A 12,707-nucleotide genomic window follows, 5' to 3' on the forward strand; every position below is an offset into this window, starting at 1 on the left:
CCAACACCTCCCACCTTAAGATAGTCTTCCTATTGTATCATTCCCGCGAATCCGCCTGCAAATAGGGTACTTGAGGCGTCAGGAACAGATCCGCGATCGGGGAAAGCTCCTCCTGGCCCTGGCGGATGTCGTCCGGGAACAGATCCTGGAAGATCTCCTCGACGCGATCGACCGGAATGACCTTGAGGCCGTTCAGATCGGCGAAGATCGCCTGCCAGTTGTCCTTCGGAATGTACACCGTGAGGGCGCCGGCCTGGAAGGCCGCTTCCACCTTGGCGAGCACGCCTCCGACCGGCTTGACGTTGCCGTGGATGCCGACCTCGCCGGTCATCGCGATCGTGTGGTCGACCGGCACGCCGCGGATCGCCGAGGCGATCGCCGTCGCCATCGCCGAGCCGGCGGACGGACCGTCGATCGGCGTCCCGCCCGGGAAGTTGATGTGCAGGTCGAAGTCCTGCGGACGCAGTCCGATGCGGCGCAGCATCGTCAGCACGTTTTCGACCGAGCCTTTGGCCATGCTCTTGCGGCGCAGCGTCCGCTGGCCGCCTCCGAGCTCCTCCTCGTCGACGACGCCGGTAATCGTGAAGCTGCCCTTGCCGGCTGCCGTCGGGATGGCGCTCACCTCGATCTCCAGCAGCGTGCCCATGTTGGGCCCGTAGACGGCGAGGCCGTTGACGAAGCCGATCTGCGGCGCGGCCGGCACCTTGCGGTCCGGACGCGGCGGAATCTGGCTGCTGTTGACGACCCACTCGATGTCGGCCGCGCCAATCGTCTCGCGCTTCTCCGACAGCGCCAGCCCCGCCGCCAGCTGGATGATGTTGACCGCCTCGCGGCCGTTGGTGGCATAGCGCTTGACGACGCCGACCGCCTCCGGGCAAGGGGCGAAGCCGATCTTCTTGACCGCGTTGTCGGCGATCTCGGCGATCTCGTCCGGCAGCAGCGGCCGGAAGTAGATCTCCATGCAGCGCGAGCGGAGCGCCGGCGGCAGCTCCTGCGGCGAGCGCGTCGTCGCTCCGACGAGCCGGAAGTCCGCCGGCAGGCCGTTTTGGAAAATGTCGTGGATGTACATCGGGATGTTCGGATCTTCGGAATGGTAGTAGGCGCTCTCCAGGTAGACCTTGCGGTCCTCGAGCACTTTTAACAATTTATTCATCTGGATCGGGTGTAATTCCCCGATCTCGTCGATGAACAGCATGCCGCCATGCGCCTTCGTCACCGCGCCGGGCTTCGGCTGCGGAATGCCCGCCACTCCCATCGCGCCGGCTCCCTGATAGATCGGATCGTGGACCGAGCCGATCAGCGGATCGGCGATGCCGCGCTCGTCGAAGCGGGCCGTCGTCGCGTCGATCTCCGTGAACTTCGCTTCCGCGAGGAACGGCGAGGTCGGATTTTTCTTGGCTTCCTCCAGTACGACGCGCGCCGCCGCCGTCTTGCCCACCCCCGGAGGCCCGTAGACGATGACATGCTGCGGATTGGCGCTGCACAGGGCCGCCTTCATCGCGCGCAGTCCGTCCCGCTGGCCGACGATGTCGTTCATCGTCTGCGGCCGCGTCTTCTCCGCGAGCGGCTTGGTCAGCGAGATGGAGCGAAGCTTGCGCAGCTTGTCCATCTCCTTGCGGGACTCCTTGTCGACGGCCGACTTGTTCGTGCGCTGGCTGCGCAGCATGTTCCAGAAATACACCCCGATTACGACCGCGAAAAACACCTGCACCAGCATCAAAAATAGACTTAACGTCATGCTATCCGCTCCTCTCATGCTTGCCGGAATAAAAGACCCATACCGGATAGTATTGCCTGCCCCGGCAGGAGTTAGTCCCGAAAAATGGAGAAGCGGACCGCATCGGACGATCGCTCCGGACAGGCCGGCCGCCTCACTCGGCGCGGTACAGCTCCTTGCCGAGCTCGGCGCCGAGCAAGTCGGCGCTCATCGGCCTCAGCCCGATGAGCGGAGCGAGCTGGCTCGCGGCCGAAGCGCCGCGGTTGGAGAGCACGGCGATCGCGGCGCCATGCTCGGGATTGAAGGAGAGGAAGCTGCTGGAGCCGTACGTTCCGCCGTTGTGCCAGAACGTATGGCTGCCGTCCGGCTCCGGACGGATGATCCACGCATAGCCGATGCCGACGCCTTGCGGCGATCCCGCCAGCCGCGTCTGGGCGAGACGCATCGTCTCGCGGACGGGATCCCCCGTCTCGCGGCTTGACGCCGCGGCCAGCTGGGCTTCGGCGTACCGAAGCAGATCCGGCGCCGTCGAGCGGACCGCTCCGGCTCCCGCCATCGCTTCGCCGAACGTCCACGGCTTGGCGGGAGCGCCCGAGCTGCGATGCACCGGCCGCAAGGAGGCGCCGTCCTCCGCGTCGGAATCGAGCGTCGTCCGCTCCAGGCCGAGCGGCTCGAACAGCCGAGCCTGCAGCAGCTCGGCGAGCGGTTCGCCTGAGCTTCGCGCGAGCAGCCAGCCGAGCAGGCCGAAGCCGTAGTTCGAGTAAGAGGACGGCTTGGCTCCGTCCCGATAAGGCTCCTTCAGCACCGCTTCGACGAGCGCATCCGTGCCGTAAGCGGCATATGGATTCTCTTTGTCGCGCACATGCGCCCGCATGTTGGCCGGCAGCCGGGGCAGCCCCGACGTATGGGAGACGAGCTCGGCCAGCGTCGTCTTGGAGGCGAAGGCCGACGCCGCCAGCTCCGGCGCCAGCACCGCCGGCGCGTCCTCTCGGCTCAGCCGCCCGTCACGCTCCAGCGAGGCGAGCAGGCAGCCGGTCATCGTCTTTGTAATCGAACCGATCTCGTACCGGCGGCTCTTCAGCGCTTCCTCGTCCGCATCGTCGCGGCTCCAATAGCCCCGCTCGCCGCCCTTCACCCAGGCGACGACCGGATCGTGCAGCGACCTTTCCAGCCAAGCCCTCGTCTTTTTGCGGCGAAGCGCTTCCTGAATCCGTTCCATCCGAAATCCCTCCCGTTCGATTGTCATCGGTTGTATACGGCGCCGCTCGGCGCCTCGTTGCCCCAAAAAAGCCCGGACAAGCGAAAAGAAGCCCTCGCAGTCCACAGGACTTGCGAAGGCTCTTTCATTCTCGCCGCTGGAGCGTCAGGCAGGCAGATGCTCCTTGCGGCCGGGAATCTCGCCCGTCTCCTCGAAGACGCGCACGATCTCGTCGATCTCTTTTTTGAGCTCGGACAGCAGCTCGGCCTCCGGCACCTTGCGGATCATCTGGCCGTAGCGGAACAGCATGCCCTCGCCGCGCGCGCCGGCGATGCCGATATCCGCCTCGCGAGCCTCGCCGGGGCCGTTGACCGCGCAGCCGAGCACGGAAACCTTGATCGGCACCTTGATCTTGGAGATGTACTCCTCCACCTCGTTGGCGATCGAGAACAGATCGATGTCGAGCCGTCCGCAGGTTGGACAGCTGATAAGCGTCGCCGCGTTCGTGATCAGGCCGAACGTCTTGAGCAGCTCGCGCGCGACCTTGACCTCCTCGACCGGATCGGCGCTGAGCGAGATGCGCACCGTGTTGCCGATGCCCATCGCCAGCAGGGCGCCGATGCCCGCCGAGCTCTTGATCGTGCCCGAGTGCAGCGTGCCGGCCTCGGTGATGCCCAGATGCAGCGGATACTTGATCTTCTCCGCCGCCATGCTGTAAGCCGCGATCGCCATCGGCACGTCGGATGCCTTGAGCGAGACGATGATGTCATGGAAGTCCAGCTCTTCGAGAATGCCGATATGGAACAAGGCGCTTTCGACCATCGCCTCCGGCGTCGGATAGCCGTACTTCTCCAGCAGATGGTTCTCCAGCGAGCCGGCGTTGACCCCGATGCGAATCGGAATGCCCTTTTCCTTGCAGGCGGCGACGACGGCCTCCACCTTCTCGCGGCGGCCGATGTTGCCCGGATTGATGCGGACCTTGTCCACCCCGTTCTCGATGGCGAGCAGCGCGAGGCGGTAGTCGAAGTGGATGTCCGCCACGAGCGGGATATGGATGCGGCGCTTGATCTCCTTGATCGCCTCGGCCGCTTCCTTGTTGTTGACCGTGACGCGCACGACCTGGCAGCCCGCTTCCTCGAGACGGAGGATCTCGGCTACCGTCGCCTCCACGTCGGCCGTCTTGGTCGTGCACATGCTCTGGATGATGACCTCATTGCTGCCGCCGATCGTCAAGCCGCCGACGCGAACCGGCACCGTGTCCTTGCGAGAATACATACGTAGCATCTCTCCCTATGAAAGGCCAAAGTCCACCGGATCCCGGACGGCGATCCGGAATCGGGTGGAACGATGGCGGGTTGAAAAGAGCAGCCGCCATCCGCGCGGCCGGAGCCGCGACAAGGTCAGGCGCTTTCTTCTTTTTTCTTGCCTTTCTTGGCCGTCAGCTCCGGAACGACCCGGTCCTGGACGACCTTTTCCGTAATGACGCAGGTGCTGAGCTCCTCGCGGGACGGCGCCTCGTACATGATCTCCAGCATGATGCCTTCGATGATGGCGCGCAGGCCGCGGGCGCCGGTATTGCGCTTGATCGCTTCCTTGGCGATCGCGTCCAGCGCTCCGGCTTCGAACTCGAGCTTGACGTTGTCCATCTCGAGCAGCTTCTGGTACTGCTTGACGAGCGCGTTTTTCGGCTCGGCGAGGATGCGCACGAGCGCCGCCTCATCGAGCGGCTCCAGCGTCGAGATGACCGGCAGGCGGCCGACGAACTCGGGGATCAGGCCGAACTTGAGCAGATCCTCCGGCAGGACGAGGGACAGGTATTCGCCCGCCTTCATGTCCTTCGTGCCGTCGCCCGTGTTGAAGCCGATGACCTTTTTGCCGATGCGGCGCTTGATGATCTGCTCGAGGCCGTCAAAGGCTCCGCCGCAGATGAACAGGATGTTCGTCGTGTCGATCTGGATGAACTCCTGATGAGGATGCTTGCGGCCGCCTTGCGGAGGCACCGAAGCGACCGTGCCCTCGAGAATTTTGAGCAGCGCCTGCTGCACGCCTTCGCCCGAAACGTCGCGGGTGATGGACGGATTCTCGGATTTGCGGGCGACCTTGTCGATCTCGTCGATGTAGATGATGCCGCGCTCGGCCTTCTCCACGTCGTAGTCGGCCGCTTGGATCAGCTTGAGCAGGATGTTCTCGACGTCCTCGCCGACATAGCCGGCCTCCGTGAGGGAGGTCGCGTCCGCGATCGCGAACGGAACGTTGAGGATCTTGGCCATCGTCTGCGCGAGCAGCGTCTTGCCGGAGCCCGTCGGGCCGACCAGCATGATGTTGCTCTTCTGCAGCTCGACGTCCTCGAGCTTGCTCTGGGAGTTGATCCGCTTGTAATGGTTGTAGACGGCGACGGACAGCGATTTTTTGGCGGCTTCCTGCCCGATGACGTAGGAATCGAGGATCGCGCGGATATCCTTCGGTTTCGGAATATCCTTCAGATCCAGCTCTTCCTCGTGCCCAAGCTCCTCCTCCACGATTTCCGTGCAGAGCTCGATGCATTCATCGCATATATAGACGCCGGGACCGGCTACCAGTTTGCGGACCTGGTCCTGGGACTTTCCGCAAAAAGAGCATTTCAGCTGGCCCTTTTCTTCGTTGAATTTAAACACTCGATCACCCCTTAAAGGAAGATGTTACAAAAGGCCCGCTTCCGGGACGGCAATGACCTTGTCGATGAGCCCGTAGGCAAGCGCGTCGTCCGCGCTGAGGAAGTTGTCGCGGTCGGTGTCGCGCTCGATCTTCTCGTAGGGCTGGCCCGTACGATCGACATAGATCTGGTTGAGCTTCTGCTTGGTCTTGATGATCCAGTCGGCATGGATCTTGATGTCGGACGCCTGGCCGCGCACGCCGCCCAGAGGCTGATGGATCATAACCTCGCTGTTCGGAAGCGCGAAGCGCTTGCCCTTGGCGCCTGCCGTCAGCAGCAGCGAGCCCATGCTCGCGGCCATGCCGACGCAGATCGTCGATACGTCCGGCTTGATGAATTGCATCGTATCATAAATACCCATGCCCGCGGTCACCGAACCGCCGGGAGAGTTGATATACAGGTGAATATCCTTCTCCGGGTCGTCAGCCGCGAGGAAGAGCAGCTGGGCGATGATCGAATTGGCAACGTCATCGTCGATTGCGCTTCCGAGGAAGATGATGCGATCCTTCAAAAGACGCGAATAGATATCGTAAGAACGCTCCCCGCGATTCGTCTGCTCTACTACAATCGGTACCAGATTCATGCGACCAACCTACTTTCCGCTTTGGAGTTCAGAACCACTTTCATTCTAGCATGTTTGGAGCTTCCATGTCATTTTTGCCGGATCTCCTGGCCTGCCTGCCGTGTTCCAATCTTATGTAAGGGACGGAGTCCCCATTCCTGCGCGAGGCAGGGGCGATGCTTATGTGGGTTCAGCGGGTAAAAAGAAGGCACGTGCGAGCGACGTGCCTTGCGGAGTGGAGCGCAAGCCGCCTTAGGCGACTTCGCTCGCGATTTTGCTGTTGTCGAGAAGGAACTTGATCGTCTTGCGAAGCTTCAGATCTTCCTTCATGTTGTCCAGGTTGCCGTTGCGCTCGAAGATGTCGCGCAGCTCGGCCGCCGGACGGCTGTACATTTTGGACAGGTTCTCGAGCTCCTCGCCGACTTCTTCCTCGGAGATCTCGATCGACTCCTGCTTGGCGATGGCGTCAAGCACGAGGTTGTTCAGCACGCGCTTCTCGGCGTCGGAGCGCATTTGTCCGCGCAGAGCCGCTTCGTCCTGGCCGGAGAACTGGTAGTACAGCTCCATATTCAGGCCTTGCTGCTTGATGCGGTTCTCGAAGTCGCGCAGCAGGTAGTCCACTTCCGTGTTGATCATCGCTTCCGGGATCTCCACTTCGGCCGCTGCCGCGATCTTGTCGACGAGAGCCGTCTCGCGCGCTTGCTCGTTTTCTTTTTCCTTGCGCTCCTGCAGCTTCTTGGAGAGATCCTGCTTGAACTCGTCCAGCGTGTCGAACTCGCTCACGTCCTTGGCGAACTCGTCGTCCAGAGCGGGCAGGTTCTTGCGCTTGATCTCATGCAGCTTGACCTTGAAGACGGCGGCCTTGCCGGCCAGGTTCTCGGCATGGTACTCCTCCGGGAACGTCACTTCCACATCCTTGAAGTCGCCTGTCGCCAGGCCGACGACTTGCTCCTCGAAGCCCGGGATGAAGGAATTGGAGCCCAGCTCCAGGGAGTAGCGCTCGGCCTGGCCGCCCTCGAACGCTTCGCCGTCGACGAAGCCTTCGAAATCGATGACGACGGTGTCGCCGTTCTCAGCCGCGCCCTCTTCCACGACGACCAGCTCCGCATGGCGCTGCTGCAGACGCTCCAGCTCGGCGCTCAGCTCCTCGTCCGTCACGTCGCTGCTCGCGGCAGGCACTTCGATGCCTTTGTACTCGCCGAGCTTCACTTCCGGCTTGACGGTGACTTTCGCCTTGAACTTGAACGGCTGGCCCTTGCCGAACTGCTCGACGTCGATTTCCGGACGGTCGACCGGCTCGATGCCGGTATCTTTCAGCGCTTCCGAATAAGCGGTCGGCAGCAGGATGTCGATCGCGTCCTGGTACAGGCTTTCTACGCCGAAACGGGATTCAAAGATGGAGCGAGGCACTTTGCCTTTGCGGAAGCCCGGCACGTTGACGCGTCCAACGACTTTCTTGAACGCTTGATCGAGCGCTTCCTTCACTTGCTCCGCGCCTACTTCCACGTCGATTGCGACGACGTTCGTTTCTATTTTCTCCCAAGTTGCTGTCATTTATGCTGTCCCCTCCAAAAAATAGGCGCTAGCCCCAATTATCTGCGTTGTAATAAACCATTCCATTATAATCAACTGGGCGTCCGATTACAAGACAGGCTAGCCATCGCCAGAACCTTCCTGCAAGTCGGTGATCTGCCGCATCGCGCGGCAAGCCTGCTCGTAGCGGAATCGCAGCTCGTCGGTGATGCCGTATGTATGCCGGATCTTTTCTTCTTCGGCCGTGCCGTACACGGCCAGGAGCAGCGTCAGATGCAGCGCCGCCGCGTAGCTGTCGACGACCGCCTCCTCCTCGCTCAGCATGCGTGCGTAGGCGGAGCTGCCGTACAAATATTGCAGGCATTCCTTCCATAGCTCGCGGGCGAAATGCGGCAGCGTCGGGTCCATCGTCTCGGTCACGCCCTCGACCCGCTCGAGGATCAGCCGCACCGGCTCGGGATAGTCGTCGAGATCGAGCGGCGTGCGCTCGATCTCGAGCTCCGCCGTCTCGCCGAGCCGCTCCAGCCGGACGACGCCCGCATCCCCTCTGCGGCGGAGGCATTGGAGAGCCTTGAACTGCACCATCGGATGCAGCGTCTCCTGCTCCAGCCACCTGCGGATCGTCTCGTCCACCTCGGAGCTGCGCAGATGGGCAGCCCGCTCCAGCGCCAGCAGCTGCTGGTCGAGCATCGGATGGTTCTTCATGATGTACAGCACCTGCTGCACGTAGGACTCGTCCTGCTCGGCCGGGCTGAGCGCCGTCCGCCGCAAGTCGTCCTCGCTCGGCTCGCCGTCCTCCTCCTCGGCTCCGCCGGGGAACGCCATCTCCAGCCATGCGAGCAGATTGCTCCATTCCTCATAATGGCGGGGCTCCTCTCCCCGGCACTGGAGGAGGAACTGCAGCAGCCGCTTGGCTTCTGCATAGTGCTCCGACTCGAGCAGGCGGGTGAGCTGTTCCTGATAATGATCGAGCGAGCTCGGGAATAGATAAAGGTTGTCTTTTTCGCCGCGGGTTGAATCGTCTATCGTCGTAATGGGATCACCGCCTCATCTTCTGTGACGACCTTTATTCACCAAAGTTTGGCTACATTATAACATGAGCCGGCAAAGAAGGAAAAACGGCGCGATCCTTGCAATATGCATGATCTTCCTGTATGATCTACAAGTATCGCTTTTTTGGACCTGTCCTTTCGGGACCGCAAGCGAGCCGTTTGTCCCGGTAGCTCAGTCGGATAGAGCATGCGCCTTCTAAGCGCACGGTCGGGGGTTCGAATCCCTTCCGGGACGCCATCATTCCGCATGCACGCCCCTCTTTCGGAGGGGCTTTTTGCTGCATCGGCCGCATGCCGCCCGTCCCGCGCGGCATGCTATGGCTAGCAGCCGCTTGTCCCGAGTCCTGCCGCAAAAGAGGCTGTCCGGGCAAGCCTATCACCGGCGGCCTGGCCGCCTTCGGGAGGATTCCATCATGCTTTGGCTTCCGTACGCCCTGCTGTCCGCCGTGTTCGCGGCGCTCGTCTCGATTTTCGGCAAGATCGGCCTGAAGGATCTCGACGCCAACTCCGCGACCGCCTTGCGTGCCGTCATCATGGCGCTGTTCCTGCTCGGCGTCGTGGCCGTCCAGGGCAAGTTCGGCCAGGTCGGCGAAATTTTCGCCCAGCGCAAGGCGCTCGCGTTCGTCGCCATGAGCGGAGCGGCCGGGGCGCTGTCGTGGCTGTTCTACTTCCTGGCGCTCAAGGCCGGCACCGTCTCTCAAGTCGGCCCGGTGGACAAGCTGAGCGTCGTGTTCGCCATCGTGCTCGCGCTGCTGTTCCTCGGAGAGAAGATCACCGTCTGGAACGGAGTCGGCGTGCTGATGATCACGGCCGGAGTCATTCTGACCTCGCTCAAGTGACGCCCTCCCGTTCCTCCGCTCCAACCCCAAAAAGGGTCCCTCGGCTCATGAGCCAAGGGACCCTTTTTGGCGCTCGGACGTCAGGCGCCATGCCCGCAAGTCGGCCGGGCAGCAATCGCGACGCCGGCCTCGGCGACAGGCGCGCCGTGCGGCCGGTACGCCTCAGGCCGTCACCCGCGCCTGATCCCGCTCGAGCAGATGGCGCGCCGTGAACGCGTCCGTCACGATCGTGTTCGGATACCCGCCCTTGACGGCGGCGAATACCGCATCGGCCTTGTCGATGCCGCCGGCGACGAGCACGGAATGCTCCTTGCGCCGAAGCTCCTCGAGCCGGATGCCGATCGTACGGTCGTCGAGCTCGCTCAGGCAGATGTTGCCGTCGATGTCGATGAAGCGGGAGCAGATGTCGCCCTTGCCCGCCTGATGCACGATGTCGAGCTCTTCCGCGCTGAGGTAATTGGCGCGGACAAGCAGCGAGTCGGCCGTCGGCACGCCGACAGTGAATACGGCGATGTTCGCCTGCCGTCCCATCTCCAAAATTTTGGCGATGTGCCGGTCCGCCTCGATCGCCCGCTTGACGAGCGGCTGATCGACGATCGCCGGCAGCGGCAGCAGATGCGGAGACGTATTGAACGCTCCCGCGAACAGATGCACGATCTCCGACGCGAACGTATTCGTCTCGGAATAGCTCAGCCCGCCGTTCAGCTGCACGACCTTCACGTCGCGCACGCTTTTGAGCGGCAGCCGCTGGGCGACCTCGTACAGCGTCGAGCCCCAGGTCACCGCGATCGTATCGCCCTCGGCCACCGTCTCGTACAGATGCGCCGCAGCCGCCTCGCCGATGTATTTCTTGACGACGGCGTCCTCGTGGGAAGGCGTGCTCACGACGATCGCCCGATTCAGTCCGAACCGCTTCTCCAGCTGGCGGCAGACGAGATCGTTGTTCTCCAGCGGATCATGGATCGTGATCTGCACGATGCCGTCCGCCTTGGCCTGCTGCAGGAAGCGGGACACCGTCGGCCTGGACACGCCGAGCTTTTTGGCGATGTCCTGCTGGCTGAAGTCCATTTGATAATAAAGCCTGGCCGCTTCCACGATTTTTTCCAGCTTTTCTGACATGTCTTTCCACCTCGAGTCCGCGCGCAGCCGATGCTTGATCCTTCGATTATAGAATCCTTTAGTGGATAAAAGCAATAAAAGAAACAAACAAGCCGCCTTCCTGCCGCCGCCCTCGTTTTCGGGGCTGCGCGCCAGGGTAATGGAGGAACAAAGAAAGCGAATGGAAACGGAGGAATCGCCATGGCTGCCAAAGCCCCCTTCATGACGAGAGCCGTCGAGCTCGGCAAAAACCTGTACGCCCGCTTCCAGGACGACGAGGTGCCGGCGCTCGGCGCCCAATTGACCTACTATTTGCTGCTGTCCTTCTTTCCGTTCCTGATCTTCCTCGTCAGCCTGCTCGGGTTCCTCAACCTGAACGGCGACGAGCTGATCGCCGACATGATCGCGATGATGCCCGCCGAGGGCGGCGAGACGGTGCGCACCATTCTCGGCGAGGTGTCCACGGGAGGCAGCGGCGCGCTGCTGTCCGTCGGCATGATCGGCACGATCTGGGCCGCCTCCAACGGAGTCAACGCCATCATCAAAGGGCTCAACAAGGCTTACGACGAAGAGGAGGACCGCCCGTTCTGGAAGGTGCGCGGCCTCTCGCTGCTGGCGACGATCGTGCTCGCCGCCGTCGTCATCCTCGTCGTCGTCCTGCTCGTCTTCGGCCGCGGAGTCGGCGAGTTCCTGTTCCAGTGGCTCGACTATCCGGCCGGCTTCGAAGCGCTCTGGACGATCGTCCGCTACGTGCTGCCTATCGCGGCGATGGCGCTCGTTTTCACGCTGCTGTATTGGTTCACGCCGAACCGCCGGCTGACGTTCCGCGAGGCGCTTCCGGGAGCCTGCTTCGCCTCGCTCGGCTGGGTCGTCACCTCGATCGCCTTCTCTTACTACGTCAGCCAGTTCGGCAATTATACCAAGACGTACGGCAGCCTCGGCGGCGTCATCGTCCTGCTGATCTGGCTGTACTTGAGCTCGATCATCATCGTGCTCGGCGGAGAAATCAACGCGGCGCTGAGCTTCGGCAGCGCGGGCGTCGAGAAGAAGCGGCCCGCCAAGTCGTTCGGGCTGCGCCTGTTCCGCAAGAAGGGCGTTCCGTCCGGTAGAGCGCCGGGTCCGGACAAGCGCATTCCGTTGTAGAAGCAGCGCCCCGCCGTACCCGTCCGCATACGCAAAGGCCCGCCGGTCATGCACCCATGTCCGGCGGGCCTTTGCGCGTAAACCATTGTCGTTCGGCGTCAGCCGAGCAGCTCCCTCAAGTCCTCCCGCACCTGTCCGCTCGCCAGCACCTGCTGCTTGAACGTCTCGCGCCGTCCCCAGTCGGTCTTGAGCGACTCGTTCTCGAACCACTGCATCGTGATGTCCTCGTAAGCCGTGTGCATGCTGTTGTCGAACCAGTCGGTCAGCAGGTCGGCATCGTCGCGGACGATCGAGACGAGGTCATAGTCCTGATCTTCCGACAGGCTGAAATAAGCTAGCACCTGCTCGCATTGCGGATCGTCTGTGCGCACCTGCACCTCTGCGCAGGGCGTCCCGTCCTTTTCGAGCGATCGGGCGACATGAGCCTCCAGCACGTTCATCCTGGCAGCCCTCCGATGTCCAGGTTCAGCGACGCCACATGGCGGCGCGTCTCCTCCGTCCCGAGACGGTAGACGAGCGTATAGATCTGCTTGAGGATGCCCTCGTAGCCCTGGTTCATCTCTTCGACGCTGGCCGATCCGAACGGATGGCTGTGGAAATGCACCATCGCCGCTTCGTCCATGCTGGACATCTCCGCGAACAGCGCCTTCAGTCCGTCCTTCTCCTCCTCGGTCGCGACGATTTCCAGCTCATAGGCAGCCGCCTCCTTGTCCTCCAGCACCTGTCCCGCTCCGACCGCCACGTAATAATGCTTCCGCTGGCCTTCCGTGCCATAGTCCGCCATCTCGTCCGCCCTCTCCTTTCGGGTTCGAGGATCCGCCCGGATCCGTCATTTCCCCCGTAGTTTCTCCCGGCGGACAGACATGTTATGCC

The 12,707-nt window shown here is 62.5% G+C and carries 12 protein-coding genes and 1 tRNA gene; 3 read left to right on the forward strand and 10 right to left on the reverse strand.

What is annotated here, in order from left to right:
• Window positions 1-37: 37 nt before the first annotated feature.
• The 7 genes from lonB to GE073_RS18035 form a co-directional block, all read right to left on the reverse strand.
• A complete protein-coding gene (lonB, locus tag GE073_RS18005) occupies window positions 38-1,738 on the reverse strand; it encodes an ATP-dependent protease LonB (protein WP_028597483.1) in 1,701 nt (566 codons plus the stop codon).
• Window positions 1,739-1,871: 133 nt separating this feature from the next.
• Window positions 1,872-2,936, reverse strand: a complete 1,065-nt coding sequence (locus tag GE073_RS18010; protein WP_194843400.1) for a serine hydrolase domain-containing protein — start codon at window positions 2,934-2,936, stop codon at window positions 1,872-1,874.
• A gap of 144 nt (window positions 2,937-3,080) precedes the next feature.
• Window positions 3,081-4,190 (reverse strand): flavodoxin-dependent (E)-4-hydroxy-3-methylbut-2-enyl-diphosphate synthase, encoded by a 1,110-nt coding sequence (gene ispG / locus GE073_RS18015; protein WP_028597482.1) that lies wholly within the window; start codon window positions 4,188-4,190, stop codon window positions 3,081-3,083.
• Between the two features lie 125 nt (window positions 4,191-4,315).
• The gene (gene clpX / locus GE073_RS18020) at window positions 4,316-5,569 is read right to left on the reverse strand and encodes an ATP-dependent protease ATP-binding subunit ClpX (protein WP_101807938.1); all 1,254 of its coding nucleotides are present in this window, start codon (window positions 5,567-5,569) and stop codon (window positions 4,316-4,318) included.
• A 24-nt stretch (window positions 5,570-5,593) separates the two neighbouring features.
• A complete protein-coding gene (clpP, locus tag GE073_RS18025) occupies window positions 5,594-6,190 on the reverse strand; it encodes an ATP-dependent Clp endopeptidase proteolytic subunit ClpP (protein ID WP_153784000.1) in 597 nt (198 codons plus the stop codon).
• A gap of 231 nt (window positions 6,191-6,421) precedes the next feature.
• Window positions 6,422-7,723, reverse strand: a complete 1,302-nt coding sequence (gene tig, locus GE073_RS18030) for a trigger factor (RefSeq protein ID WP_153784001.1) — start codon at window positions 7,721-7,723, stop codon at window positions 6,422-6,424.
• A gap of 99 nt (window positions 7,724-7,822) precedes the next feature.
• Entirely contained in the window at window positions 7,823-8,527 is a 705-nt protein-coding gene (locus tag GE073_RS18035; protein WP_228551623.1) for a hypothetical protein, read from the reverse strand.
• 388 nt (window positions 8,528-8,915) lie between these two features.
• Here GE073_RS18035 and GE073_RS18040 point away from each other — a divergent pair.
• Together GE073_RS18040 and GE073_RS18045 are read left to right on the forward strand one after the other, a co-directional pair.
• A tRNA-Arg gene (locus GE073_RS18040) sits at window positions 8,916-8,992 on the forward strand.
• Between the two features lie 172 nt (window positions 8,993-9,164).
• Window positions 9,165-9,593 (forward strand): EamA family transporter, encoded by a 429-nt coding sequence (locus GE073_RS18045; RefSeq protein ID WP_153784764.1) that lies wholly within the window; start codon window positions 9,165-9,167, stop codon window positions 9,591-9,593.
• A gap of 162 nt (window positions 9,594-9,755) precedes the next feature.
• Here the strand turns inward: GE073_RS18045 and GE073_RS18050 are convergent, their stop codons facing one another.
• Window positions 9,756-10,712: a DNA-binding transcriptional repressor DeoR gene (locus GE073_RS18050; protein ID WP_028597477.1), complete on the reverse strand. Its 957-nt coding sequence runs from the start codon at window positions 10,710-10,712 to the stop codon at window positions 9,756-9,758.
• A 180-nt stretch (window positions 10,713-10,892) separates the two neighbouring features.
• Here GE073_RS18050 and GE073_RS18055 point away from each other — a divergent pair, with 180 nt between their 5' ends.
• A complete protein-coding gene (locus GE073_RS18055) occupies window positions 10,893-11,834 on the forward strand; it encodes a YihY/virulence factor BrkB family protein (RefSeq protein ID WP_228551624.1) in 942 nt (313 codons plus the stop codon).
• Between the two features lie 98 nt (window positions 11,835-11,932).
• Here GE073_RS18055 and GE073_RS18060 read toward each other — a convergent pair whose 3' ends face one another.
• The gene (locus GE073_RS18060) at window positions 11,933-12,274 is read right to left on the reverse strand and encodes a hypothetical protein (protein ID WP_153784003.1); all 342 of its coding nucleotides are present in this window, start codon (window positions 12,272-12,274) and stop codon (window positions 11,933-11,935) included.
• Window positions 12,271-12,618 (reverse strand): hypothetical protein, encoded by a 348-nt coding sequence (locus GE073_RS18065; RefSeq protein WP_153784004.1) that lies wholly within the window; start codon window positions 12,616-12,618, stop codon window positions 12,271-12,273. The genes GE073_RS18060 and GE073_RS18065 overlap by 4 nt, the downstream gene beginning before the upstream one ends.
• Window positions 12,619-12,707 lie beyond the last annotated feature (89 nt).

This window comes from Paenibacillus sp. B01 (genome assembly GCF_009649995.1).
GTDB classification, from domain to species: Bacteria; Bacillota; Bacilli; order Paenibacillales; family Paenibacillaceae; genus Paenibacillus_O; species Paenibacillus_O pasadenensis.

Bases quoted from the DNA above. Each gene is read 5' to 3' on its own strand.
- lonB (WP_028597483.1), bottom strand. From the start codon at position 1,738: ATGACGTTAAGTCTATTTTTGATGCTGGTGCAGGTGTTTTTCGCGGTC.
- GE073_RS18010 (WP_194843400.1), bottom strand. From the start codon at position 2,936: ATGGAACGGATTCAGGAAGCGCTTCGCCGCAAAAAGACGAGGGCTTGG.
- ispG (WP_028597482.1), bottom strand. From the start codon at position 4,190: ATGTATTCTCGCAAGGACACGGTGCCGGTTCGCGTCGGCGGCTTGACG.
- clpP (WP_153784000.1), bottom strand. From the start codon at position 6,190: ATGAATCTGGTACCGATTGTAGTAGAGCAGACGAATCGCGGGGAGCGT.
- tig (WP_153784001.1), bottom strand. From the start codon at position 7,723: ATGACAGCAACTTGGGAGAAAATAGAAACGAACGTCGTCGCAATCGAC.
- GE073_RS18035 (WP_228551623.1), bottom strand. From the start codon at position 8,527: ATGGCGTTCCCCGGCGGAGCCGAGGAGGAGGACGGCGAGCCGAGCGAG.
- GE073_RS18050 (WP_028597477.1), bottom strand. From the start codon at position 10,712: ATGTCAGAAAAGCTGGAAAAAATCGTGGAAGCGGCCAGGCTTTATTAT.
- GE073_RS18055 (WP_228551624.1), top strand. From the start codon at position 10,893: ATGGCTGCCAAAGCCCCCTTCATGACGAGAGCCGTCGAGCTCGGCAAA.
- GE073_RS18060 (WP_153784003.1), bottom strand. From the start codon at position 12,274: ATGAACGTGCTGGAGGCTCATGTCGCCCGATCGCTCGAAAAGGACGGG.
- GE073_RS18065 (WP_153784004.1), bottom strand. From the start codon at position 12,618: ATGGCGGACTATGGCACGGAAGGCCAGCGGAAGCATTATTACGTGGCG.